General features: G+C 70.8%; 21 protein-coding genes. 13 read left to right on the forward strand and 8 right to left on the reverse strand.

Going from position 1 to position 22,925, the window contains the following annotated elements; genetic code table 11:
- Window positions 1-170: 170 nt before the first annotated feature.
- Both ACXJ1Y_RS03795 and ACXJ1Y_RS03800 read left to right on the forward strand, forming a co-directional pair.
- Window positions 171-1,295: an NHL repeat-containing protein gene (locus tag ACXJ1Y_RS03795; RefSeq protein ID WP_463848828.1), complete on the forward strand. Its 1,125-nt coding sequence runs from the start codon at window positions 171-173 to the stop codon at window positions 1,293-1,295.
- Window positions 1,295-2,473, forward strand: coding sequence for an amidohydrolase family protein (locus tag ACXJ1Y_RS03800; protein WP_463850027.1), 1,179 nt, complete (start codon window positions 1,295-1,297; stop codon window positions 2,471-2,473). Before ACXJ1Y_RS03795 ends, ACXJ1Y_RS03800 begins: the two co-directional genes overlap by 1 nt.
- A 17-nt stretch (window positions 2,474-2,490) precedes the next feature.
- Here ACXJ1Y_RS03800 and ACXJ1Y_RS03805 read toward each other — a convergent pair whose 3' ends face one another.
- The 5 genes from ACXJ1Y_RS03805 to guaD all read right to left on the reverse strand — a co-directional run bounded on the left by ACXJ1Y_RS03805 (window position 2,491) and on the right by guaD (window position 7,977).
- Window positions 2,491-4,236 (reverse strand): ABC transporter ATP-binding protein, encoded by a 1,746-nt coding sequence (locus ACXJ1Y_RS03805; RefSeq protein WP_463848829.1) that lies wholly within the window; start codon window positions 4,234-4,236, stop codon window positions 2,491-2,493.
- Window positions 4,230-4,934 (reverse strand): siderophore-iron reductase FhuF, encoded by a 705-nt coding sequence (gene fhuF / locus ACXJ1Y_RS03810; protein WP_463848830.1) that lies wholly within the window; start codon window positions 4,932-4,934, stop codon window positions 4,230-4,232. Before fhuF ends, ACXJ1Y_RS03805 begins: the two co-directional genes overlap by 7 nt.
- A complete protein-coding gene (locus ACXJ1Y_RS03815; protein ID WP_463848831.1) occupies window positions 4,931-6,178 on the reverse strand; it encodes an MFS transporter in 1,248 nt (415 codons plus the stop codon). The genes fhuF and ACXJ1Y_RS03815 overlap by 4 nt, the downstream gene beginning before the upstream one ends.
- 137 nt (window positions 6,179-6,315) lie before the next feature.
- Entirely contained in the window at window positions 6,316-6,558 is a 243-nt protein-coding gene (locus ACXJ1Y_RS03820) for a hypothetical protein (RefSeq protein ID WP_463848832.1), read from the reverse strand.
- A 48-nt stretch (window positions 6,559-6,606) separates the two neighbouring features.
- Window positions 6,607-7,977 carry a guanine deaminase gene (guaD, locus tag ACXJ1Y_RS03825; RefSeq protein WP_463848833.1) on the reverse strand — a complete coding sequence of 457 codons (1,371 nt, stop codon included), beginning with the start codon at window positions 7,975-7,977 and terminating at the stop codon, window positions 6,607-6,609.
- A gap of 294 nt (window positions 7,978-8,271) precedes the next feature.
- On the opposite strand from guaD, the gene ACXJ1Y_RS03830 reads away from it, so the two are divergent.
- The 5 genes from ACXJ1Y_RS03830 to ACXJ1Y_RS03850 are packed head-to-tail and all read left to right on the forward strand — an operon-like array spanning window position 8,272 to window position 13,902.
- Window positions 8,272-9,276, forward strand: coding sequence for a hypothetical protein (locus ACXJ1Y_RS03830; protein ID WP_463848834.1), 1,005 nt, complete (start codon window positions 8,272-8,274; stop codon window positions 9,274-9,276).
- Complete coding sequence (locus ACXJ1Y_RS03835) at window positions 9,203-10,822, forward strand: ABC transporter ATP-binding protein (RefSeq protein WP_463848835.1); 1,620 nt, start codon at window positions 9,203-9,205, stop codon at window positions 10,820-10,822. The genes ACXJ1Y_RS03830 and ACXJ1Y_RS03835 overlap by 74 nt, the downstream gene beginning before the upstream one ends.
- Complete coding sequence (locus ACXJ1Y_RS03840) at window positions 10,812-11,888, forward strand: ABC transporter permease (protein WP_463848836.1); 1,077 nt, start codon at window positions 10,812-10,814, stop codon at window positions 11,886-11,888. The genes ACXJ1Y_RS03835 and ACXJ1Y_RS03840 overlap by 11 nt, the downstream gene beginning before the upstream one ends.
- Window positions 11,885-12,811 carry an ABC transporter permease gene (locus ACXJ1Y_RS03845; RefSeq protein WP_463848837.1) on the forward strand — a complete coding sequence of 309 codons (927 nt, stop codon included), beginning with the start codon at window positions 11,885-11,887 and terminating at the stop codon, window positions 12,809-12,811. Before ACXJ1Y_RS03840 ends, ACXJ1Y_RS03845 begins: the two co-directional genes overlap by 4 nt.
- Window positions 12,812-12,837: 26 nt before the next feature.
- Complete coding sequence (locus ACXJ1Y_RS03850; protein ID WP_463848838.1) at window positions 12,838-13,902, forward strand: BMP family ABC transporter substrate-binding protein; 1,065 nt, start codon at window positions 12,838-12,840, stop codon at window positions 13,900-13,902.
- 7 nt (window positions 13,903-13,909) lie between these two features.
- On the opposite strand, the gene ACXJ1Y_RS03855 is transcribed toward ACXJ1Y_RS03850, so the two are convergent.
- Window positions 13,910-14,164, reverse strand: coding sequence for a hypothetical protein (locus tag ACXJ1Y_RS03855; RefSeq protein WP_463848839.1), 255 nt, complete (start codon window positions 14,162-14,164; stop codon window positions 13,910-13,912).
- A 275-nt stretch (window positions 14,165-14,439) separates the two neighbouring features.
- Here ACXJ1Y_RS03855 and ACXJ1Y_RS03860 point away from each other — a divergent pair, with 275 nt between their 5' ends.
- The 6 genes from ACXJ1Y_RS03860 to ACXJ1Y_RS03885 all read left to right on the forward strand — a co-directional run bounded on the left by ACXJ1Y_RS03860 (window position 14,440) and on the right by ACXJ1Y_RS03885 (window position 21,132).
- Window positions 14,440-15,546, forward strand: coding sequence for a BMP family ABC transporter substrate-binding protein (locus ACXJ1Y_RS03860; protein ID WP_463848840.1), 1,107 nt, complete (start codon window positions 14,440-14,442; stop codon window positions 15,544-15,546).
- 244 nt (window positions 15,547-15,790) lie between these two features.
- A complete protein-coding gene (locus ACXJ1Y_RS03865; protein WP_463848841.1) occupies window positions 15,791-16,933 on the forward strand; it encodes an ABC transporter permease in 1,143 nt (380 codons plus the stop codon).
- A complete protein-coding gene (locus tag ACXJ1Y_RS03870) occupies window positions 16,930-17,853 on the forward strand; it encodes an ABC transporter permease (RefSeq protein ID WP_463848842.1) in 924 nt (307 codons plus the stop codon). Before ACXJ1Y_RS03865 ends, ACXJ1Y_RS03870 begins: the two co-directional genes overlap by 4 nt.
- Before the next feature lie 11 nt (window positions 17,854-17,864).
- Window positions 17,865-18,884 (forward strand): formamidase, encoded by a 1,020-nt coding sequence (locus tag ACXJ1Y_RS03875; RefSeq protein WP_463848843.1) that lies wholly within the window; start codon window positions 17,865-17,867, stop codon window positions 18,882-18,884.
- On the forward strand, window positions 18,881-19,582 hold the full coding sequence (gene biuH, locus ACXJ1Y_RS03880) for a biuret amidohydrolase (protein WP_463848844.1): 702 nt from the start codon (window positions 18,881-18,883) through the stop codon (window positions 19,580-19,582). Before ACXJ1Y_RS03875 ends, biuH begins: the two co-directional genes overlap by 4 nt.
- Window positions 19,579-21,132, forward strand: a complete 1,554-nt coding sequence (locus ACXJ1Y_RS03885) for an ABC transporter ATP-binding protein (RefSeq protein ID WP_463848845.1) — start codon at window positions 19,579-19,581, stop codon at window positions 21,130-21,132. The genes biuH and ACXJ1Y_RS03885 overlap by 4 nt, the downstream gene beginning before the upstream one ends.
- 6 nt (window positions 21,133-21,138) lie before the next feature.
- Here ACXJ1Y_RS03885 and hpxZ read toward each other — a convergent pair whose 3' ends face one another.
- Window positions 21,139-21,519, reverse strand: a complete 381-nt coding sequence (gene hpxZ / locus ACXJ1Y_RS03890; protein WP_463848846.1) for an oxalurate catabolism protein HpxZ — start codon at window positions 21,517-21,519, stop codon at window positions 21,139-21,141.
- Window positions 21,519-22,922 carry an AtzE family amidohydrolase gene (locus ACXJ1Y_RS03895; protein ID WP_463848847.1) on the reverse strand — a complete coding sequence of 468 codons (1,404 nt, stop codon included), beginning with the start codon at window positions 22,920-22,922 and terminating at the stop codon, window positions 21,519-21,521. The genes hpxZ and ACXJ1Y_RS03895 overlap by 1 nt, the downstream gene beginning before the upstream one ends.
- Window positions 22,923-22,925 lie beyond the last annotated feature (3 nt).

The raw sequence follows: 22,925 nt of genomic DNA on the forward strand, positions 1-22,925 counted from the left end.
GGCACTGCCGCAAGTTCAGACCAGGAACGATCCAACTTTAACTAGAGAGACATTTCGCGGAAAACGTAGCGCAATGGTTCCGCGGCGCCCCGTGCTTCGGTGGACGCCGCGCGCGCCAAGTCGTCTCCTCCGATGACTACGACAAGAATAAACACATCGGGAGGGTTTGCATGCTGAAGCGTGTGGCGGTCGCCGTTCTATTGGGCCTCATGGCTCCCGCGATGGCGGAAGAACCCCTGCGCTTCGAGGTCGATCCGGGCTGGCCGAAACGCCTGCCCCACGATTGGATCATGGGGCAGGCGGCGGGCGTCGCGGTCGATGCCCAGGACAATGTCTGGGTGATCCAGCGCCCGCGCACCCTCACCGACGACGAGAAGGCCGCGAGCCTCGATCCGCAGCGCACCCGCTGCTGCAAGCCCGCCCCGCCGGTCCTCGTGTTCGATCAGGCCGGCACGCTCATCAAGTCCTGGGGCGGGCCCGGCGAGGGCTACCAATGGCCCCAGAACGAGCACGGCATCCATATCGACCCGAAGGGCTTCGTCTGGCTCGCGGGCAACGGCGACACGGACGGCCAGATCCTGAAGTTCACGCAGGACGGCCAATTCGTCCTCCAGATCGGCAAGCAGGGCCCGCAGACCGACAGCCAGGACACGACCCGCCTCGGCAAGCCGGCGGCGATGACGGTCGATCCCGAGACGAACGAACTCTACGTCGCCGACGGCTACTACAACCACCGCATCATCGTGTTCGACGCCGAGACCGGCGCGTTCAAGCGGATGTGGGGCGCCTACGGCAAGCCGCCGACCGACGACAAGCTCGGCGCCTACGATCCGGCGGCCGAGCCCGCCGCGCAGTTCCGCAACCCGGTCCATTGCGTGCAGATCGCCCGCGACGGGCTGGTCTATGTCTGCGACCGCACGAACAACCGCATCCAGGTGTTCCACAAGGACGGCAGCTTCGTGAAGGAGATGTTCGTCGAGAGGAACACCCGCGCCAACGGGTCGGTCTGGGAACTCGCCCTGTGGCCGGACGAGCGCCAGAGCTATCTGCTCAACGCGGACGGGGCCAACAACGAGGTCCGCACCCTCAGCCGCGAGAACGGCGAAATCCTCGGCCGGTTCGGGCGCAACGGCCGGATGGCGGGGGACTTCCACTGGGTCCACAACCTCGCCATCGACTCGAAGGGCAACGTCTTCACGACGGAGGTCGACACCGGCAAGCGCGCCCAGAAGTTCCTGTTCCGGGGCGACATGGTCCTGCGCAAGCGCGCCGCCCTGCAGGAGGGCCCGCGATGATGGCGGGATCGGACGATCCCGTCACGGGCGCCGCCTGCCCCTGCTGCCTACCCCGGCGGGGCTTCATGCGGGGCCTCGCGGGCCTCGGCGCGGCGGCCCTGACCGCCGCCCCCGCCGCCGCGCGGGCCGAGCCCTCCCGCTACGGCGGGCTCGTGATCGATTGCCACGGGCATTACACCACCGAGCCGCCGGCGATGCTGGCGTGGCGCAAGCGCCAGATCGACGCCCTCAACGATCCCGCGCAAACGCCCTCACCCTCCGATCTCAAGGTCGGCGACGACGAGGTGCGGGAGAGCGTGCGCGGGCGCCAGCTCAAGCTGCAAGCGGAGCGGGGTATCTCGCTCGCCCTGTTCTCGCCCCGGGCGGGCGGGATGGGCCACCATATCGGCAACGCCCGCACCAGCCTCGACTGGTCGATCGTGTCGAACGACATGATCCACCGGGTCGTGACCCTGAACCCGAAGAATTTCGTGGGCGTCTGCCAGTTGCCGCAGACGCCGGGTGTCTCGCCGCGGAACTGCACGGCCGAGCTGGAGCGGTGCGTCAAGGAACTCGGCTTCGTCGGGTGCAACGTGAACCCGGACCCGTCCGGCGGCTTCTGGACCGATCCGCCCCTCTCGGACCGGTTCTGGTACCCGCTCTGGGAGAAGATGGTCGAGCTCGACGTGCCCGGCATGGTCCATGTCAGCGCCTCGGCCAACCGCAACTTCCACGCGACGGGGGCGCATTACATCAACGGCGACACCTCCGCCTTCATGCAGTTCGTCACCTCCGACCTGTTCAAGGACTTCCCGACCCTGCGGCTCGTCATCCCCCATGGCGGCGGGGCGGTGCCCTACCATTGGGGCCGCTACCGGGGCCTCGCGCAGGACCTGAAGCGCCCGCCGCTGTCGGAGCTGATGCGCAACGTCTTCTTCGACACCTGCGTCTACCACCAGCCCGGCATCGACCTGCTGATGAAGGTCGTGCCCCACGAGAACATCCTGTTCGCCTCCGAGATGGTCGGGGCGGTGAACGGGATCGATCCCGAGACGGGGCACGCCTACGACGACACCAAGCGCTACGTCGACGCCGCCGCCCTCACGGACGAGGACCGCGCGCGGATCTTCGCGGGCAACACGCTCAAGGTCTACCCGCGCCTCGCCGGTCGCTTGGCGGCGGCGGGGCTGACGCCGTAGGCGCGGCGGGCGGCGGCCTATTCCGCCGCCGCCCGCTCCGCCTCGCCCGCGCTGCCGAACTGGGCGGCGTGCAGGCCGCGATAGGGGCCGTCGCCGGCCAGCAAGTCCGCGTGCCGGCCCTGCTCCGCCACGCCGCCCTCGCCGAGCACGACGATCCGGTCGGCGTCGCGGATGGTGGCGAGGCGGTGGGCGATCACCAGTGTCGTGCGGCCCTGCGCGAGGTCGGCCAGCGCCCGCTGGATCTCCCGCTCGGTCTGCGTGTCGAGCGCCGAGGTCGCCTCGTCGAGGATCAGGATCGGCGGGTTCTTGAGGAACACCCGCGCGATGGCGATCCGCTGCTTCTGGCCGCCCGAGAGCCGCACGCCGCGCTCGCCGACCACCGTGTCGAGCCCCTCCGGCAGGCTGTCGATGAGGGCGCCGAGCCGCGCCCGCCTCGCGGCCTGCACGATCTCCTCCTCGCTGGCGTCGAGCCGGCCATAGGCGATGTTCTCGCGGATCGTGCCGGCGAACAGGAACACGTCCTGCTGCACGATGCCGATCTGTTGCCGCAGGGAGGCGAGGGTGATGTCGCGGATGTCGGTGCCGTCCACGGTGATCCGCCCGGCTTCGACCTCGTAGAAGCGCGGGAGCAGGGCGCAGAGGGTCGTCTTGCCGACGCCGGACGGCCCCACGAAGGCCACCGTCTCGCCGGCCGCGATCCGCAGGTCGAGGCCGGTGAAGACCGGGCGGCCCCGGCCGTAGCCGAAGCCCACCCCCTCGAAGGCGATCTCGCCCCGCAGGCCGGCGGCCGCGACGGCGCCGGGGCGGTCGGTGATGTCGGGCTCGGTGGAGAGCAATTCCTGGTAGCGGCGGAAGCCCGCCACGCCCTTCGGGTAGGTCTCGACCACGGCGCCGATCTTTTCGAGCGGCCGGTAGAACACGCCGACGAGCAGGAGGAAGCCGACGAAGCCGCCGGGGCTCAGGTCGCCGCGCACCACGAAGGCCGCGCCGCCGAGCAGCACCGCGATCTGGACGAGGCGCAGGCCGAGATAGTTGATCGACAGGCCCGCCGCCATGAGGCGGTAGGCTTCGAGCTTGGTGTCGCGGTAGCGGGCGTTGTCGAGGGCGAACAGGGCGCGCTCGTGCGGCTCGTTGGCGAAGGCCTGCACGACGCGCATCCCGCCGACATTCTCCTCGATCCGGGCGTTGAACGCCCCGACCCGCCCGTATTGCGTCTGCCAGTTGCGGGTCATGCGACCACCGTAGCGGAGCGAGACGAAGGCGATGACCGGCAGGATCGCCCCGGTGATGAAGGCCAGGGGCGGGTGGACCCAGAGCATCAGCAGGAAGGCGCCGACGAGGGTCATCAGCGCGATGAACAGGTCCTCCGGCCCGTGATGGGCGACCTCGCCGATCTCCTCCAGGTCCTTCGTCACGCGGGCCACGAGATGGCCGGTCTTCTGCGTGTCGTAGAAGCGGAAGGAGAGCTTCTGGAGATGATCGAACGCGCGGGCGCGCATCGTCGTCTCGATGTTGATGCCCAGCACATGGCCCCAATAGGTCACGACCACCATCAGCCCGGCATTGGCCACGTAGATCAGCGCCAGCGCGGCGGCGGCGAGGACGATCAGCCCCCAATCCTGGCGCGGCAGCAGGGTGTCGATGAAGCCCTTCACCGCCACGGGGAAGCCGAGTTCGAGCAGGCCGGAGAGCACGGCGCAGCCGAAATCGACGAGGAACAGCGCCTTGTGCGGCCTGTAATAGGCGAGGAAGGCCTTCAGCATGGGGCGGGACAGCGTTCGAGGGGGCAGCGCGGCCCGCAGGAGGCCACGCCGGGAAGACGGTGGCGCAGGCAGCACGCGCGCCGCCGGCAGCCCGCCGCATCCGGGCACAGGGCCTGCGCGAGGGGAGTCCTAGCGCAGCCCGGTCCCCGGCGCCATCCGAGGCAGGTCGCGACCTCGTCACAGGCGTAGGGCGCGTCCTCCCCGATCTCCCGCGCCACGTAATCGAGGATCGTCGCGGCGTTGCCCCACAGGACGCGCGGCGCCAGCCCGCAGCGGGCGTGACACAGCTCGACGAAGGGCCGGAGATGCCCCTCGATCAGCCCGGACAGGCCGGCGGCGGGGCAGGCGGCGCCATCCCCCGCTTGCACATCGATGAGGAGCCGGGCGGGGCGGCCCTCGGCGTCGAGTTCGAGGCGGGTCGCCTCGAAGGCCAAGGGCAGGGCGCGGCCGCAGCACATCAGCGCAGTGAGGGCGGGGGTGGCGAGGAGGGCGAAGTAATACTGGCTCCAGAACGAGACGACGGCGCGCCGGTCGGCCTCGCCGAAGCCGGCGGCGAAGGGCGCGAGGGCGGCGTCGAACACCGCCTCGTCGCGCAGGGCCGGCAGCGGCAGGGACGCCGCGCCGCCGGGGCCGGCGGCGACGCTGTCCCGGTAGGCCGCGAGCGAGGCGGGCACGCGGGCGAGGACGTCCTCGATCATGGCGACACCGCCTCATCGTTGCGCAGGGTCCGTCCGACCATCCTTGCGAGCCCGGCGACCGCCACCGCGTAGAGCGGCAGCGCCGCCGCGAAATAGACCGGCCAGCCGAGCCAGTCCGCCAGCGCCGCCGAGGCCACCCGCACGGGCATCGCCGCGAAGAAGGCCGCGCCGAACAGCAGGGCGTAATCCGTCGCCGGGCGTTTCCCCTGCGCCCAGCGGTAGATCATGTTGAACACCGGCACCCCGAGAAGCCCGCCGAACAGGAAGTTCAGGATCGTCGCCGTGATCGCGACGGGGGCCGAGCCGGCGGCGCAGGCGAGCGCCATCAGGAGCCCCGACGCCAGGACGCCGGCCGCGCCCACGACGATCAGCCGGACGGTGCCGACCCGCGCGCTCAGGCCTCCGGCGACCAACGCCATCACGAGGTTTACAGCCGGCAGGACGGTGCCGGTGAGGAGCCCGACCTGGGCGAGGGGCACCTGCAGGTCGAGGAGGGCGAGGGTGTTCGGCCCGGAGAGCAGGTAGGCGGCGGCGAAATAGGTGCCGAGCACGAGGATGCGCGGCGCCAGCACGCGCAGCCGCCCGAGGGAGCCCGTCCGCTCCTCCCGCGCAGGCTGGCCCCGGCGCAGGGGCCGTTCCGGGTAGGACAGGATCGGAAGGAGCAGGGCGAGGTTCAGGGCGGCGCAGGCCAGCACCGCGACCCGCCACCCGAGGCTGTCGTAGGATCCGACCAGCACGCCGACGCCGATGACGCCGCCGAGGGAGGCCCCGCAGAGCTTGGCCGAGGCGACGAAGGCGCGGCGCTCGGCGCCCACGGTCTCGACCACGAGGGCCTCCAGGGCGATGTCCATGGTGGCGACGCAGGTGCAGGCGGCGATCGCCAGGGCGAGGAGGGCCGGAAGGGGCCAGGTCTCGCCGAGGCTGAGGAGGCCAAGGAGCAGGATCGCAACGCCCTGTGCGGCGAGGATCCAGCCGGTGCGGTGCGCCAGGACGGGCAGGCGCAGCCGGTCGAGGAGGGGGGCCCACAGGAAGGTCAACCCCACCGGCAGGTTGATGACCTGCAGCAGCCCGACCTCCGTGAGGTCGACGCCCCGGGCACGCAGGATGAGCGGCGCCCCGCCCGAGAGGAAACCGAGGGTCGCCCCGAAGCTGACATACAGGCAGAAGAACGGCGCCAGAGGCCGCAGCCTCGCGAGATGTCCGTCCCTCCGCGCAGCGATCGCAGTCCCGGCGGGTCCCGTCACCGCGCCGGCGATCCCGTCATACGCGCCGCTGCGGGCCCGTAGTTTATAATCACGCTAATGTATTGGTTCGCCTCAGGTTTTACTGTCTAAGCGTGCCTGAAACGAAGATCAAGGCGGGGGCCTCGCACCGCCTCCGGTCAGGGGTTGACCCGCTTCGGGATCGGCCGTCCGCGACAGGCGGCGCGGTATTGCTGGCGGCGCAGGCCGCGCATGTTGCGCCGGTCGGCCTCCTGCGTGCAGGCGGTCTTCCGGTCGGCCTTGCTCAATTCCCGTGTGGCGGTCGCCGGCACGTCGGTAGGCGTCGGCGCCGTATAGCTCTGCGCGAGCGCCGCCGCCGGCAGCCCGAGGATCAGGCACAGTCCCAGACTCAACCGGCGCATCGTCACCCCTCCAATAACGGTCAAGCTCAAGCAAGCGCCGAGCCAAAGTCAGTCGATCGGCGTGGAACGCGGGTAGCGCAGCGGATCGCCCGCGCGGCGGGTGTCGTAGACGCAGTCTCCGGCCACCCAGGTGGCGCGCACCGTGCGGTGATCGCCGAGGGTCATCAGCACGAACAGCAGATCCTCGATGCTGCGGCAGGTTTGCGTGCGGAAGCCGAGGAGCGGGGTCGCCGCGAGGTCGAGGACGCAGAGATCCGCCTCGTAGCCGGGGGCGATGCGGCCGATCCGGTCATCGAGGCGCAGGGCCTCCGCGCCGCCGAGCGTCGCGAGCCAGAAGGCGCGCGGCGCGTCGAGCTTGGTGCCGCGCAGCGCGGCGACCTTGTAGGCATCGCCCAGCGTCTTCAGGAGCGACAGCGTGGTGCCGGCCCCGACATCGGAGCCGAGCCCCACCCGCACCGGGCGCTTGGGGTCGAGGGCATCGTAGAGGCGGAACAGGCCGCTGCCGAGGAAGCCGTTCGAGGTCGGGCAATGGGCGACCGCCGCGCCGGCCGCATGGCAGGTGCAGAAATCTTCCTCCGTCACGTGGATCGCGTGGCCGAAGACCGAGCGCGGCCCGACGAGGCCCGCCTGGGCGTAGACGTCGAGGTAGCTCGCCCGGTCGGGGAACAGGTCCATCACCCAGGCGATCTCGTCGGTGGTCTCGCAGAGATGCGTCTGGAGGAAGAGGCCGTCATGCTCCTTCAGGAGCGCTCCGGCCGCGTCGAGCTGGGGCGGGGTGCAGGAGGCGGCGAAGCGCGGCGTCACCGCGTAGAGCTGCCGCCCCCGCCCGTGCCAGCGGGCGATGAGCGCCTTGCTCTCGTCGTAGCCGCGCTGGGCGGTGTCGAGGAGGCCGGCGGGGGCGTTGCGGTCCATCAGGACCTTGCCGGCGATCATGCGGGTGTTGAACCGCTCGGATTCGGCGAAGAACGCCTCCACCGAGCCGGGATGCACCGTGCAATAGACCAAAGCCGTGGTCGTCCCGGCGCCGAGGATCTCGCGGAAGAACAGCTTCGCGACCCGCTCGGCATGGGCTTGGTCGGCGAATTCGAGCTCGGCGGGGAAGGTGTACTTGGTGAGCCAGGTCAGCAATTGCTCGCCGTAGGAGGCGATCATCTGCAGTTGCGGGTAGTGGACGTGGGTGTCGATCAGCCCCGGCAGGATCAGCGCGTTCTCGTAATGCTCCACCGCGACGCCCGCCGGGACTTGGCCCAGCGTCTCGGCATAGGGGCCGACTGCCGCGATGCGCCCGTCCTCGATCAGGATCAGGGCGTCCTCGACATGGTCGAGGCAGCCTTCCGCGAGGAACGGGTTGCCGGACAGGCTCGCCATGCGCCCGCGCAGGGCCCGGCGCCGGATTGGCGGCTCCACGGGGGCGCTCATGCCGTGACGAGGCGGGCGGTCTTCAAGGCGGGAAGCGTCGGGGAATCCATCGTCGTCACCTGCGCGCATGACGGGCACGTCGCCCTCCCTCGCCGGCCCCCTCACGCAAGATCCATGCAGGCGATCCCGCGCCATGACGGGGCCTGTGTCTGGATGGGAAACAGGCAGACAGCTCAATGGGATGCCAGATTGTCGCAGTTTTGCAACACGTCCCGCGCCGGTCGGCATACAACCAAGGCATGGCATAGCGGTTGCTGAAGTCTCCCCGACCGAGAAGGCCCGGGGGATCGTAGGATGTTCAAGCGTTTCATGCTCGCGGCGGCGTTGCCGCTCTCGATGATGGGGGCCGCCGACGCCGCCGATCTCGGTTCGGTGAAGAAGGACGTGGCCCCGGCGGCGGCGCCGGTGGACGCGCCGTTCTTCCTCTTCGCGGACACGCAGATCAGCTATCGCTACCAGTTCCCGACGGTCTCACCCGGCGTGCAGATCCAGCGCGGCGACGGCAGCTTCGTCTCCCGCGAAGCGCCCAAGCAGATCCTCAACATCTCCCACGCCGACGCTTGGGCCTACGGCACCAACTTCTTCTCCCTCGACATCCTGAAATCCGGCTCGCAATTTCCCGCAGGCACCACCAACCCGCCCGGCACCATCGCCAACCCGTTCTTCGCCGATTACGGCAACACCGAAGCCTACGGCCTCTATCGCGGCACGCTCAGCCTCAACGCGCTCACCAACACGAAGGCCTTCGCCATCCCCGGCCTCGTCAAGGACGTGTCATTGGCCTTCGGCTTCGACGCCAACTCGCAGAACGACGCCTTCGGCTCGAAGAAGCGCGACGTGGTCGGCGGCCTGAACTTCGCGTTCGACGTGCCGGCCGGGTTCCTGAACCTGTCGGTCCACGCCTACAAGGAATGGAACCGCAACGGCTTCAACGTGCAGCCGGATCGCGACCAGAGCTTCGACGTCGTCCCCGAGTTCGAGCTCGTCTATAACTTCCCGCTGACGTTTACCGGGTTGCCCCTGAGCGTGACGGGGTTCAACAACATCGTCCTGCCCAAGGGCCGGGGTGTGCAGAACGTGGCCGACTTCGCGTTCAACCCGAAGCGGGGCCTGGAATTCCTGTCGCGCACGAACCTCGTTCTCGACCTCGGCAAGCTGGTCTATGACCAGCCGAACAAGGTCGATGTGTTCATCGGCTTCCAGTACTGGCTGAACAAGTTCGGCAATGTCGAGACGGCGACCTTCAAGGGCACGGAGGAAAAGAGCTTCCTGGCCGGCTTCGCCTTCCACGTCTTCTGACGGGCGCGCCGTGGCAAGCGAGGCGGGGCCGCTCTTCGGCGCCTACGGCATCGTGAAGCGCTTCGGCGCCTTCACGGCCAACGACCACATCGACCTCGAAATCCGCGCCGGCGAGATCCACGCCCTGCTGGGGGAGAACGGCGCGGGCAAGTCGACGCTGATGAAGATCCTCTACGGCCTCTTGGAGCCGACGGAGGGGGTCGTCACCCATCGCGGCGAGACGGTGCGGCTCGGCAGCCCCGAGGCCGCGCGCCGGCTCGGCATCGGCATGGTGTTCCAGCACTTCTCCCTTTGCGAGAACCTGACGGTCGCCGAGAACATCGCCCTGGTGATGGAGCGCGGCCTTTCCCGCGCTGACCTCGCCCGGCGCATCGCGGCGCTGGGGCAGACCTACGGGCTGCATCTCGAACCGGATCGCCCGGTCTGGTCGCTCTCGGCCGGCGAGCGCCAGCGCATCGAGATCGTGCGCTGCCTGCTGCAGGATCCGAAGCTGGTGATCCTCGATGAGCCGACCTCGGTCCTCACCCCCGGCGAGGCCGAGTTGCTGTTCACGGTGCTGGAGCGCCTGCGCGACGAGGGGAGGGCGCTCCTCTACATCTCGCACCGCCTCGACGAAGTGCGCCGCCTCTGCGCCCGCGCCACGATCCTGCGGGCGGGCAAGGTGGTGGGCGCCTGCGACCCGCGCGCGGAGAGCGCCGCCTCGCTCGCCGCGATGATGGTGGGGGAGGAGGTCCGCGGGATCGCGGCGGCGCCCGGCGCCCCGGCAGGCCCCGAGCGCCTGCGCCTCGACCGGCTCTCACTGCCCGCACCCCGCCTGCACGCCACCGCCCTGCGGGACATCACGCTGGCGATCCGGGGCGGCGAGATCCTGGGCATCGCCGGCATCGCCGGGAACGGGCAGGCGGAACTCTTCGCCGCCCTCTCCGGCGAGACGACGGTCCCGGCCGAGGCCGTGCGCATCGACGGCGCGCCCGCCGGGCATCTCGGCATCAATGCCCGCCGCCGGCTGGGCGCGGCCTTCGTGCCGGAGGAGCGCAACGGCCACGCCGCCGCCCCCGGCCTGAGCCTGTCCGACAACATCGTGCTGTCGCGCCACGCCACGGCTCCGCTCACCCGCTTCGGCCTCGTGCGCCGCACGGCGGCCAGGGCCATGGCGGCGAGCGTGAGCACGGCCTTCGACGTGCGCAAGGCGGGGCCGGACCCGGCCGCCGGGACGCTGTCGGGCGGTAACCTCCAGAAGTTCGTGGTCGGGCGGGAGATCCTGGCCGAGCCCGGCCTCCTCGTGGTCGATCAGCCGACCTGGGGCGTCGACGCGGCGGCGGCGGCGCGGATCCGGCAGGCGCTGATCGACCTCGCGGCGCGGGGCAGCGCCGTCCTCGTGATCAGCCAGGACCTCGATGAGCTGTTCGAGATCGCGGGGCGCATCGCCGTGCTCCATGGCGGCAGCCTGTCGCCGCCCGTGGCGCGGGCCGAGACCTCCCGCGAGGCGGTCGGCCTGCTGATGGGCGGCGCCGGCAGGCCGCCGGAGGCCGCCCATGCGGCTTGACCTCGTTCCGCGCGGGCGCCGCTCGGCGCTCTCCGCCGCCCTGTCGCCCGCGCTCGCCTTCCTCGCCGCCGTGCTGGTCGGCGGCATCGCCGTCGCGCTGATGGGCGTCTCGCCCGCCGCCGCCTTCACCGTCTACTTCGTGGCGCCGCTCTCCGACCTGTGGTCGCTGCAGGAGATCGCCCTGAAGGCGGCGCCGCTGGCCCTCATCGCGACCGGCCTCGCCTTCTGCTACCGGGCGAACCTGTGGAACATCGGCGCCGAGGGCCAGTTCGTGGTCGGCGGCTTGGCGGGCGGCATGGTCGCCATCGCCACCCATGGCAGTGCGGGCGCCACATTCTGGGTGCTGCCGGCGATGCTCCTCACGGGCACGCTCGCCGGCCTCGCCTACGCGATGATCCCGGCGCTGCTCCGGGTGAAGCTCGGCGTCTCGGAGATCCTGACGAGCCTCATGCTCGTCTACGTGGCCGAACTCCTCCTCGACTACATGGCGCGCGGTCCCTTACGCGATCCGGCCGGGTACAATTTCCCGCAGAGCGTGACGTTCGATGACGCCGCGCGGCTCCCCTACCTGATGGAGGGCGATACGCTGCACGCAGGCGTGCTGGTGGCGCTCGCCGCCGTTTTGCTGGCGGCCGTCGTCCTCGGGCGCAGCCTGTTCGGGTTCGAGATGCGCCTCGTCGGCGCGAGCCCCCGCGCCGCCCGGTTCGCGGGCTTCGGGGAGGCGCGGCTGACGCTGATGGCCTTCGCCATCTCCGGCGGCGCGGCGGGGCTCGCGGGCATCGTGGAGGTGGCGGGCAAGATCGGCCAGCTCCAGCCGACCATCTCGCCGGGCTACGGCTTCACCGCGATCATCGTCGCCTTCCTCGGGCGGCTCTCGCCGGTCGGAATCCTCCTCGCGGCGCTGGTCATCGCCGTCACCACCATCGGCGGGGAGGCGGCGCAGATCGACCTGCGGCTCCCGCTCGACCTAACCCGGGCCTTCCAGGGGCTGCTGCTCGGCCTCGTGCTGGCGGCGGACGTGTTCACGCGGTTCAAGGTCCGCCTCGTGCCGGGGGCGGCGCGATGAGCCTCGACCTCGTCCAGATGGTGCTGGTCACGGTGCTGACCGCCGCGACGCCGCTCATCATCGCGGCCCTCGGCGAACTCGTCACCGAGCGGGCGGGCGTGCTGAACCTCGGCGTCGAGGGCATGATGGTCTGCGGCGCGGCCATCGGCTTCGCGGCGGCGGTGGAATCCGGCTCGACCCTCGTCGGGGCGCTGGCCGGGATCGGCGCGGGGATGGCGCTGTCCGCCCTGTTCGGCCTGCTGACGGTGGGGCTCGCGGCGAACCAGGTCGCTTCGGGTCTGGCGCTGACGATCCTCGGCCTCGGGCTCTCGGGGCTCGTCGGCGCGGGCTATGTCGGGCTGAAGCGCGAGCCCGCGCCCCATCTCCACCTGCCGGTCCTGAGCGACCTGCCGGGCGTCGGCCGCCTCCTCTTCGGGCAGGACGGCTTCGTCTATGCCGGCATCGCCCTCGCCTTCGGCGTCTCGTGGTTCCTGTGGCGGACGCGGGGCGGGCTGATCCTGCGCGCCATCGGCGACGACCACACCGCCACCCATTCGCTGGGCCTGTCGGTGCGCGGGGTGCGCTTCCTCGCGGTACTGTTCGGGGGCGCCTGCGCCGGGCTGGCGGGGGCCTACCTGTCGCTGGCCTACACGCCGTTCTGGGCGCCGGCCATGACCGCCGGGCGCGGCTGGATCGCGCTGGCCCTCGTCGTCTTCGCCTCGTGGCGGCCGGCGCGGGTGGTGGGCGGGGCGATCCTGTTCGGCGGTGCCACCGTGCTGCAACTCCACGCCCAGGCCTCCGGCATCGGCCTGCCGGGGCAGTTGCTCTCGGCGCTTCCCTACCTCGCGACGATCCTGGCCCTGGTCCTGCTCTCCCTCGGGCGGCGGCGGGGCGGCTCGCAGGCCCCGGCGGCGCTGGGCCGGGATTTCACCCCGCACCGATAGACACCACGACACAAGGACACATGCGGATGTTGCGGACGACCCTCTCAGCCTGCCTCGGCGCGCTCCTCCTGGTCTCCGGCGCGGCGAGCGCGGAGGACAAGCTCAAGGTCGGCTTCGTCTATGTCGGGCCGGTGGCCGATTACGGCTATTCGTTCCAGCACGACCTCAGCCGCAAGGCGCTGGCCGAGGCGATGGGCGACAAGGTCGAGACCACCTATCTCGAGAACGTGCCGGAGGCCGACAGCGAGCGCGCCATCGAGAAGCTCGCCCGCTCCGGCATGGGGCTGATCTTCACCACCTCCTTTGGCTTCATGGAGCCGACCCTGAAGGTCGCCAAGAAATACCCCAAGGTGAAGTTCGAGCATGCCACCGGCTACAAGCGCGCCGCCAACGTCTCGACCTACTCGGCCCGGTTCTACGAGGGCCGCTACGTCTGCGGAAAGATCGCCGCCAAGCTCTCGAAGACGGGCACGGTCGGCTACATCGCCTCCTTCCCGATCCCCGAGGTGGTGAGCGGCATCAACGCCTTCATGCTCGGCGCGCAATCGGTGAACCCGGCCATCAAGCTCAAGATCGTCTGGGTGAACACGTGGTTCGACCCCGGCAAGGAGGCCGAGGCCGCCAAGGCGCTGCTGGCGCAGGGCGCCGACATCCTCACCCAGCACACCGATTCCGCCGCGCCGCTGCAGGAGGCCGAGAAGCAGGGCAAGCTCGCCTTCGGCCAATCCTCCGACCAGTACCGCTTCGCCCCGAAGGCGCAGCTCACCTCCATCGTGGACGATTGGAACGGCTACGTGATCGGCGAGGCGAAGGCGGTGCTCGACGGCTCGTGGAAGAGCCACGATACCTGGGGCGGCATCAAGGACGGCATGGTCGTCCTCGCGCCCTTCACCAACATGCCCGACGACGTGAAGGCCCTGGCCGAGACGACCGTGAAGGACATCGCCTCCGGCAAGACGCACTCCTTCGCCGGCCCTGTGACGAAGCAGGACGGCACCATCGCGGTCAAGGACGGCGAGACCGCCCCCGACCCGATGATCCTCGGCATGAACTGGTACGTGAAGGGGATCGAGGACAAGCTCCCCCAGTAGGGGCGGCTCAGCGCCCGGCGGGCATCCGCGCCGCCGGCGTCGTGCCCGTGGCGGCCGGGCCGCGCGGGTTCACCGCGATGGCGTCGCCGGAGCGGACCGCCTCGGCGGCGTTGCGCGGGCCGGCGAGGCCCTTGGTGCCGCCCGGCGCGGTCGCGGGCTCGCGCCCGGCGGGGGCACCGGTCGATTGCGCGGAGGCCGCGCCCGCCGTCGCCACGAGGGCGCCGAGCCCGATCAGTGCCGCCGTCCTGAAACCCATCGCCATGGTGCGATCCTCTCCAATAATGGGGACGAATGGCGCAGGCGCGCGCGAGTTCCCGCAAACGACGAACCGCGACCGGTCGCGCCGCGCCGTGCGAATCGCCGGATTGGCGCGCGATTGAACAAGTCACGGTCAACGCATAGGCGGTCGATGCTTGGCTCCCAGCGAAAACGACTTGTCGCGCTGCCGTAAATATCGGCTTCGCCCCCTCAAGGGACCTGCTTAAGCTTTCGACCCGTCCGCCGCCTCCGGGCGGCTCGTCTGGCGTGAGTTCGTCCGTGGCCCATTGTCCGTTCACCCGCAGGACCCTGCTCGGCGCGGGGGCGCTCCTTGGCCTTGATGCGGCGACGGGCGGGCGGGCCCGCGCCGCCGCGCCGCTCACGGTCGGCTTCATCTATGTCGGGCCGAAGGACGATTACGGCTACAACCAAGCCCACGCCCAGGCGGCCAAGGCCCTCAAGGGCATGAGCGGGATCGAGATCACCGAGGAGGAGCGCGTCCCCGAGACCAACGCCGTCGAGAAGACCATGGAGAGCATGATCAACCTCGACGGGGCCAGCCTGCTCTTCCCGACCTCCTTCGGCTATTACAGCCCCTATCTCCTCAACGAGGCGCGCAAGAACCCCAAGATCCAGTTCCGCCATTGCGGCGGCCTCTGGACCGAGAAGGACCCGCCGAACGCCGGCTCCTATTTCGGCTACATCGCGCAGGGGCAGTATCTGAACGGCATCGTCGCCGCCCATGCCAGCAAGTCGAAGAAGATCGGCTTCGTCGCGGCCAAGCCGATCCCGCAGGTGCTCAACAACGTCAACGCCTTCCTTCTGGGCGCGCGCAGCGTCGATCCGGCGATCACCTGCCAGGTGATCTTCACCGGGGAATGGTCGCTGGCGGTGAAGGAGGCCGAGGCCACCAACGCCCTGGTCGATGGCGGCGCCGACGTCATCACCTGCCACGTCGACAGCCCGAAGGTCGTGGTCGAGACCGCCGCCCGCCGGGGCGCCTTCGTCTGCGGCTACCATGTCGACCAGTCGCCGCTGGCGCCGCAGAAATACCTGACCGGCGCCGAGTGGAACTGGCTGCCGATCTACAAGGACGCGATCGGGGCGATGCAGGCGGGCAAGGTGCCCGCGCATTTCGTGCGCGGCGGGCTGGCGGACGGCTACGTGAAGATGAGCCCCTACGGCCCGGCCGTGTCGGACGGCGCCCGCCGGAACGCGGATGCGGTGAAGGCCGAGATGCTGAAGGGCGGCTACGAGATCATCAAGGGGCCGCTGAAGGACAACACCGGCAAGGAGGTGATACCCGCCGGCAAGGCCTATCCCGAGAAGGCCGTCGAGTTGGAGGGCACGAACTACCTCGTGGAGGGCGTGAAGGGCTCGGTCTGAAGGTGTGACCGGGAACCCTGTGAGTCCCATCGCCCTCCTCATCCTGAGGTGCGGCGTAGCCGCCTCGAAGGAGGGCTCCAGGAATCGCGGAGCCTTCTGGAACCCTCCTTCGAGGCCCGCTGCCGCGGGCACCTCAGGATGAGGGGGAGGATGGGGAAAAGCCGACGTCTCGGTGCGGCGCTGATTGCCTCTGGCACGGTTTCTGCGCCGCCGGCCCGCACGAAGCGCGGAGGAGCCTGAACACGTGGTCGCGGACGCCGCCCCCTCGAAGCTCGCCGCCGACGGGCCGCGCGGCTGGACCTCGCTGCCCCTGCGCGCGTGGCTCGCCCGCCGGCTCGAAGCCATCGCCATCCCGGTCGGCGCCGCCCTCGTCGGGTTCCTGCTGTTCGGGCTGTTCCTGGCCGCGCTCGGCAAGTCGCCCCTGCAACTCGTGGACATCGTCTGGCGGGGCGGCTTCGGCTCGCCCTTCGCGCTCGGCAACAGCCTGCAGCGGGCCGCGCCCCTCCTCTTCGCCGCCCTATGCGTGGCGCTGCCCGCCCGCCTCGGCCTCGTGGTGATCGGGGGCGAGGGCGCCATCGTGCTCGGCGGCCTCGCGGCGGCGGCCGCCGCCCAGCCGCTCGCCGGTCTGCCGGCCCTCCTCGCCGTGCCGCTGATGGCCGGCGCGGCCATGCTTGCCGGCGCCGTCTGGATCGGCGCCGTCGGCTGGCTCCAGGCCTATCGCAACGTCAACGCCACCATCTCCAGCCTGCTCCTGTCCTACATCGCCATCGCGCTCGCGAACCACATGATCGAGGGGCCGCTGCGCGATCCCGCGAGCCTCAACAAGCCCTCGACCCTGCCCGTGGGCGACGCCTTCATGCTCGGGCCGATGCCGGTGATCGGCGTCCATTGGGGCCTCGGCTGCGGAATCCTCGCCTGCGTGATCGCCTCCATCCTCATGGACCGCACGACGCTGGGCTTCGCGGCGCGGATCGCGGGCGGGAACGTCCGCGCGGCGCAGATCCAGGGCTTGCCGGTCGGGCGGCTCATCGTCGGCTTCACGGCGCTCGGCGGGGCCTTCGCGGCGCTCGCCGGCTATTTCGAGGTCGCGGCGGTGCAGGGCAACGCCAACGGCACCCTGGCGGCGGGCTACGGCTACACCGGCATCCTCGTCGCCTTCCTCGCCCGGCAGAATCCCCTCGCGATCATGCCGGTGGCCTTCCTCCTCGGTGGCATCGAGGCGTCGAGCGGTCTGATCCAGCGCCGGATGCAACTGCCCGACGCGACGGTGCTGGTGCTGGAAGGGCTGCTCTTCCTGGTCGTGCTCCTGAGCGAGACGCTCTACGGCCGGTTCAAGCCGTTCAACCCGCATCTCTGGGCGCAGAAGCGCGAGGCGGTCCCCGCATGAGCGACGATCTCGGCCTCTGGAGCGTGCCGCTGGCGATCCTCGGCGGCGCGATCCGCGTCTCGACCCCGTTCCTGTTCGTGAGCCTCGGCGAGACGATCACCGAGCGCTCGGGGCGGATCAATCTCGGCCTCGAAGGCACCCTCGTGTTCGGGGCGATGTCGGCCTACGCCACCGCCGTGCTCACGAATTCGCCCTGGGCGGGGGTGGCGGTGGCGGGGCTCGCGGGCGGGCTGTTCGGCCTGCTCCACGGCACCCTCTGCAAGTTCCCGAAGGTGAACGACGTCGCCATCGGCATCGCCCTGATGCTGTTCGGCACGGGCCTCGCGTTCTTCTTCGGCAAGCCGTTCATCCAACCCCCCGCTCCGCCGCTGCCGGCCATCCCCTTCGGGGCGTGGTCGGACCTGCCCCAGGTGCAGGCGGCGTTGCGGGTGAACGTGCTGTTCCTCGCGGGCGCCGCCCTCTCCGTCGCCCTGTGGTGGGGCTTCCGCAACACCAAGGCCGGGCTGATCCTGCGCGTCGTCGGCGACAGCGCCGACGCCGCCCGGGCGCTCGGCTACGACGTCGACCGGGTGCGCCTCGTCGCCACCGGGCTCGGCGGCGTGCTCGCCGGGATCGGCGGCTCCTATCTCTCGCTCTATTATCCGGGCTCGTGGAACGAGGGCATCTCCTCCGGCCAGGGGCTGATGGCGGTGGCGCTCGTCATCTTCGCCCGCTGGAACCCGCTCGCCTGCTTCGGGGCGGCGCTTCTGTTCGGCGGCGCGGGGGCGCTCGGCCCGGCGCTCCAATCGGTGGGCGTCTCGCAGGGCTATTACCTGTTCTACGCCGCCCCTTACGTCCTCACCCTCGCCCTCCTGATCGCCACCTCCTCGCCCGACCGGGCGCTGGCCGGGGCGCCGGGCGAGCTGTCCCTGTCGAAGTGAGAGTGGTGCCGATGAACGGCCTCGGTGGATTGAACAAGTCGCCAAACGGCGTGGTGATCGGCCTCGTGCAACTGCAATTGCCGAAGATCGAGACCCGCGCCGACATCGCGGCGCAGACCGACCGGATCGTGGCGATGGTCGCCAAGGCGCGGGCCAACCTCGGCACGATGGACCTCGTGGTCTTCCCGGAATACGCCCTCCATGGCCTGTCCATGGATATCCGCCCGGAGATCCTGTGCACCCTCGACGGGCCGGAGGTGGCGGCCTTCAAGCGCGCCTGCGCCGAGCACCGGATTTGGGGCTGCTTCTCCATCATGGAGGCGAACCCCGGCGGGATGCCCTACAATTCCGGCCTGATCATCGACGACCGGGGCGAGTTGAAGCTCTACTACCGGAAGATGCACCCCTGGGTCCCTGTGGAACCCTGGGAGCCGGGCGACCTCGGCATCCCGGTGATCGAGGGGCCGAAGGGCGCCAAGCTCGGCCTCATCATCTGCCACGACGGCATGTTCCCGGAGATGGCGCGGGAGGCCGCCTACAAGGGCGCCGAGATCATGATCCGCACGGCCGGCTACACGGCCCCGATCCGCGAATCCTGGCGCTTCACCAACCAGTCGAACGCCTTCTGCAACCTGATGGTCACGGCCAACGTCTGCCTGTGCGGCTCGGACGGCACGTTCGACTCGATGGGCGAGGGGATGATCTGCAACTTCGACGGAATGGTCCTCGCCCACGGCACCACCGGCCGGGTCGATGAGATCATCACCGCCGAGGTGCGGCCCGATCTGGTGCGCGAGGCACGCCGGCACTGGGGCGTCGAGAACAACATCTACCAGTTCGGCCACCGGGGCTACACGGCGGTGAAGGGCGGGGCGCAGGATTGCCCCTACACCTACATGACCGACCTCGCCGCCGGCCGCTATCGCCTGCCCTGGGAGGATCAGGTGGTGGTCACGGACGGCACCTCCTGCGGCTTCCCGGCGCCGACGCGCCCCTACGGCACGCCCGGCCGGCGCGAGGCCGCCGAATGAGCGGGACGGAAGGCACCTACGCCGCCGCCGAGCCCTATCCCTGGCCCTTCGACGGCGATCTGCGGCCCGGCAACACCGCCCTCGTCGTCATCGACATGCAGACGGATTTCTGCGGCAAGGGCGGCTACGTCGACGCGATGGGCTACGACCTCGCCCTGACCCGCGCGCCGATCGGGCCGATCGGCCGCCTGCTCGACGCGGCCCGCGCCGCCGGCTTCCACGTGATCCACACCCGCGAGGGCCACCGGCCGGACCTCGCCGACCTGCCCGCCAACAAGCGCTGGCGCTCCCGCCGGATCGGCGCGGGGATCGGCGATCCCGGCCCCTGCGGCCGGGTGCTGGTGCGGGGCGAGCCGGGTTGGGAGATCATCCCAGAACTCGCGCCGCTGCCCGGCGAGCCGGTCATCGACAAGCCGGGCAAGGGCTCGTTCTGCGCCACCGACCTGGAATTGATCCTCACGCAGCGGGGCATCCGCAACCTGATCCTCACCGGCATCACCACCGACGTCTGCGTCCACACGACGATGCGCGAGGCCAACGACCGGGGCTTCGAATGCGTGATCGTCTCGGACGGCACCGCCGCGACCGATCCCGGCAACCACGAGGCGGCCCTGAAGATGGTGACGATGCAGGGCGGTGTGTTCGGCGCCGTCGCCTCCTCGGCCGCGCTCATCGAGGCCATGGGGCGCCGCGCATGAGCGAGGCGCCGCCCCCGGGAACGCGTCCCGGTGCGCTGGGCGTCGAGACCATCGGCATGACGAAGCGCTTCGGCGCCTTCGCGGCGCTCGACGACGTGTCGATGAAGATCGAGGCCGGCGGCTTCCATGCGCTGCTCGGGGAGAACGGCGCCGGCAAGTCGACCTTCGTGAAATGCGTGATGGGCTTCTACGCCCCGAGCGCCGGCAGCGTGCTGGTGGACGGCCGCGAGGTCGAGATCACCAACCCGAAGGGCGCGCAGGGGCGCGGCCTCGGCATGGTCTACCAGCACTTCACCCTGGTGCCGTCCCTGACCGGGGCGGAAAACCTCGTGATCGCCCGCGCCGACGCCCCCGCCATCCTCGACTGGAAGGCCGAGCGGGCGGCGCTCGCCGCGTTCATGGCCGGGATGCCGTTCCGGCTGAACCTCGACCGGCCAGTGGCCGAACTGGCGGCGGGGGAAAAGCAGAAGCTCGAAATCGTCAAGCAACTCTACCTCAAGGCCCGCTTCCTGATCCTCGACGAGCCGACCTCGGTGCTCACCCCGGACGAGGCCGAGGAGGTGCTGGGGCTCCTGCGCGGCATGGCCGACCGGGGCGACCTGACGGTGCTGATGATCAGCCACAAGTTCCGGGAGGTCGAGACCTTCGCCCGCTCGTTCAGCGTCCTGCGCCGGGGCAAGCTGGTCGGGGGCGGGGAGGTCGGCGCCGTGTCGCGCACCGAGATGGCGGCGATGATGATTGGCGAACGGACGGTGCGGCCCATCGCCAGCCGCGTCGGCGAACCGGACACGGCCCGCGAGATCCTGCGCGTCGAGAACCTTCAGGCGACCGACAGTTCCGGCCTGCGCCGGATCGCGATCCCCGACCTGCGTGTGCGGGCGCGGGAGATCGTCGGGATCGCGGGCGTCTCGGGCAACGGCCAGAAGGAATTGGCCGACGTGCTCGGCGGGCGCATCCGCGCGGCCGGCGGCCGGGTGGTCGTGGCGGGCGAGCCCTATACGGGGATCCGCGCGCAGAGCCGGGCGCGTAAGGTGCGCTTCATCCCGGAGGAGCCCCTGCGGGAAGCCTGCGCCCCGCGCATGTCGGTGGCCGAGAACCTCGCCTTCCGCGCCTTCGACCGCCGGGGCGAGGACGCCGCCGGCCCGCCGACCTTCTGGCTCGACCGGCGCGCCATGGCCCGGCGCGCCAAGGAGCTGATCGAACGCTTCCAGGTGAAGACCGCTTCGTCGGAGGCGCCCATCGCCACGCTGTCCGGGGGCAACGTCCAGCGGGCGGTGCTCGCCCGCGAACTGACCGACCCGGTCGATCTGCTGATCGTGGTGAACCCGTGCTTCGGCCTCGACTTCGCGGCGGTCTCCGAGATCCGCACGCGGATCGTCACCGCCCGCAACGCCGGGGCGGCGGTGCTGCTCATCAGCGAGGATCTGGACGAGATCCTGGCCCTGTCCGACCGCATCGTCGTGATGTCGGAGGGCCGCCTCGTCTACGAGACGCCGGGCGCCACCGCCGAGGCCGGCACGATCGGCCGGCACATGGCGGGGCACCACTGAGGAGGCTCAGGCGTCGATCACGCTCACATGCGCGGCGACGACCTTCCAGCCCTCGGGGAACCGCACCCAGGTCTGGCTCTGCCGGCCGACCTTGCCCGGCGCGTTCTCGCGGGTGAACAGGGTCATCGCCGTGGCGAAGTCCCGTCCGTAGGTGGAGATCACCGTGCCCTTCAGGGCGCGGGCGAGGCCCTGGGGCGAGCGCCCCCGGCGGAATGCGCGGATCGCCTCCATGCCGTAGAGGTTTTCCCCGCCGCCGTAGCGGATGGTGCGGGGATCGTCGTGGAACAGGGCTTCGAGGGTCGGCACGTCGTTGGTGACGAGGGCCGTCTCGTAGGTGGCGAAGGCCGCCTCGACCTCGGCCTTCACCGCAGGATCGTCGATCACCATCAGAGCCTCGCGATGGGCGCGCGCACGACGCCCTCCCGTTCGAGATGCCGCGCCACCCGCAGGGCGACGCCCTCCCGCCAGGGCGCGGCGATGACCTGCACGCCGAGCGGCAGCCCGTCATCGGGCCAGACCGGCACGGCGACGACGGGCAGGCCGATGAAGGAGATCGGCTGCGTGTAGAGGCCGATGTTCGGCCGTAGCGGAAACTCCACCCCGTCGAGGAGGAAGGTGGTCTGTCCGCCCCTCGGCGCCCGGCAGGGCGTGGTGGGGGCGAGGATCACGTCCACCTCCTCGAACAGGTCGAGCATGGCCGCCCGGTACCAGCGGCGGAAACGCTGCGCCCGCTCGATGAAGGTCGCCGGCAGCATCGCCCCGGCGAGCAGCCGGTCGCGCACCGCCGGATCGAACTCGGCCGCGCGGTGGCGCAGGCGGTCGAGATGCAGGGAGGCGCCCTCGGCGGCGCTGATGAGGTAGGCGGCGGCCCGCGCGCGGGCGGCCTCGGGCAGTTCCACGACGCGGGACACGTCTAGCGCCCCCGCCACCTGCGCCACGGCGGCGAAGGCCTCCGGTTCGCCGGAGCGGGTGAAATAGCCCCCGGCGGCGGCGATGCGCAGGCCCCCGATGCCGTCCTCCAAGCCGGGGAGGGCGGGCTCGGCCGGGCGCTTGGCGCAGGCGGGATCGTCGGAATCCGGCCCCTGCATCGCGTCGAAGGCGAGGGCGAGGTCGGTGATGCTCCGCGCCATCGGCCCGAGATGGTCGAGGCTTCCGACGAAGGGGAAGCTGCCGGCCCGGCTGGTGCGCCCGTAGGTGGGCTTCAGCCCGAAGCAGCCGCAGAAGGCGGCGGGCACGCGGATCGAGCCGTTGGTGTCGGAGGCGAGCGCCAGGGGCACGAGCCCCGCCGCCACCGCCCCGCCGGAGCCCCCCGACGAGCCCCCCGCCATCCGCGACAGGTCGTGCGGGTTGTGGGTGTCGCCGTCGTGGATGTTCTCGCCGGTGAAGTCGTAGGCGTATTCGCCCATGTTGAGGGCGCCGACCAGCACGGCGCCCGCGCCTTCGAGGCAGCGGATCAGCGCCGCGTCGCGGGCGGCCGGCGCTTGCTCGCGGTTGATGCGCGATCCGGCGCGGGTGGTCAGCCCCGCGACGTCGAACAGGTTCTTCACCGCGAAGGGCACGCCGCAGAGCGGGCCCGGCGCCTCGCCCCGGGCGAGCGCGGCATCGACGGCCTCCGCGCGGGCGAGGGCCCGCCCGGCCAGCACGTCGGTGAAGCTGTTCACGGCGGGGTCGATCCGCCCGATCCGCTCCAGGGACGCCGCGACGACGGCGCGGGCGCTGACCGCCCCGGAGGCCACGCCCCCGGCGATGGCGGCGGCGGGGGCCGTGGCCCAATCCTGCGACACGGGCATCAC

Source organism: Methylobacterium sp. TK26 (assembly GCF_055361565.1).

What these genes read in the sequence shown, in the direction of transcription:
- ACXJ1Y_RS03795 (WP_463848828.1), top strand. Translation starts at nt 171, where the DNA reads ATGCTGAAGCGTGTGGCGGTCGCCGTTCTATTGGGCCTCATGGCTCCC.
- ACXJ1Y_RS03800 (WP_463850027.1), top strand. Translation starts at nt 1,295, where the DNA reads ATGGCGGGATCGGACGATCCCGTCACGGGCGCCGCCTGCCCCTGCTGC.
- ACXJ1Y_RS03805 (WP_463848829.1), bottom strand. Translation starts at nt 4,236, where the DNA reads ATGCTGAAGGCCTTCCTCGCCTATTACAGGCCGCACAAGGCGCTGTTC.
- fhuF (WP_463848830.1), bottom strand. Translation starts at nt 4,934, where the DNA reads ATGATCGAGGACGTCCTCGCCCGCGTGCCCGCCTCGCTCGCGGCCTAC.
- ACXJ1Y_RS03820 (WP_463848832.1), bottom strand. Translation starts at nt 6,558, where the DNA reads ATGCGCCGGTTGAGTCTGGGACTGTGCCTGATCCTCGGGCTGCCGGCG.
- guaD (WP_463848833.1), bottom strand. Translation starts at nt 7,977, where the DNA reads ATGAGCGCCCCCGTGGAGCCGCCAATCCGGCGCCGGGCCCTGCGCGGG.
- ACXJ1Y_RS03830 (WP_463848834.1), top strand. Translation starts at nt 8,272, where the DNA reads ATGTTCAAGCGTTTCATGCTCGCGGCGGCGTTGCCGCTCTCGATGATG.
- ACXJ1Y_RS03835 (WP_463848835.1), top strand. Translation starts at nt 9,203, where the DNA reads ATGTCGAGACGGCGACCTTCAAGGGCACGGAGGAAAAGAGCTTCCTGG.
- ACXJ1Y_RS03840 (WP_463848836.1), top strand. Translation starts at nt 10,812, where the DNA reads ATGCGGCTTGACCTCGTTCCGCGCGGGCGCCGCTCGGCGCTCTCCGCC.
- ACXJ1Y_RS03845 (WP_463848837.1), top strand. Translation starts at nt 11,885, where the DNA reads ATGAGCCTCGACCTCGTCCAGATGGTGCTGGTCACGGTGCTGACCGCC.
- ACXJ1Y_RS03850 (WP_463848838.1), top strand. Translation starts at nt 12,838, where the DNA reads ATGTTGCGGACGACCCTCTCAGCCTGCCTCGGCGCGCTCCTCCTGGTC.
- ACXJ1Y_RS03855 (WP_463848839.1), bottom strand. Translation starts at nt 14,164, where the DNA reads ATGGCGATGGGTTTCAGGACGGCGGCACTGATCGGGCTCGGCGCCCTC.
- ACXJ1Y_RS03870 (WP_463848842.1), top strand. Translation starts at nt 16,930, where the DNA reads ATGAGCGACGATCTCGGCCTCTGGAGCGTGCCGCTGGCGATCCTCGGC.
- ACXJ1Y_RS03875 (WP_463848843.1), top strand. Translation starts at nt 17,865, where the DNA reads ATGAACGGCCTCGGTGGATTGAACAAGTCGCCAAACGGCGTGGTGATC.
- biuH (WP_463848844.1), top strand. Translation starts at nt 18,881, where the DNA reads ATGAGCGGGACGGAAGGCACCTACGCCGCCGCCGAGCCCTATCCCTGG.
- ACXJ1Y_RS03885 (WP_463848845.1), top strand. Translation starts at nt 19,579, where the DNA reads ATGAGCGAGGCGCCGCCCCCGGGAACGCGTCCCGGTGCGCTGGGCGTC.
- hpxZ (WP_463848846.1), bottom strand. Translation starts at nt 21,519, where the DNA reads ATGGTGATCGACGATCCTGCGGTGAAGGCCGAGGTCGAGGCGGCCTTC.
- ACXJ1Y_RS03895 (WP_463848847.1), bottom strand. Translation starts at nt 22,922, where the DNA reads ATGCCCGTGTCGCAGGATTGGGCCACGGCCCCCGCCGCCGCCATCGCC.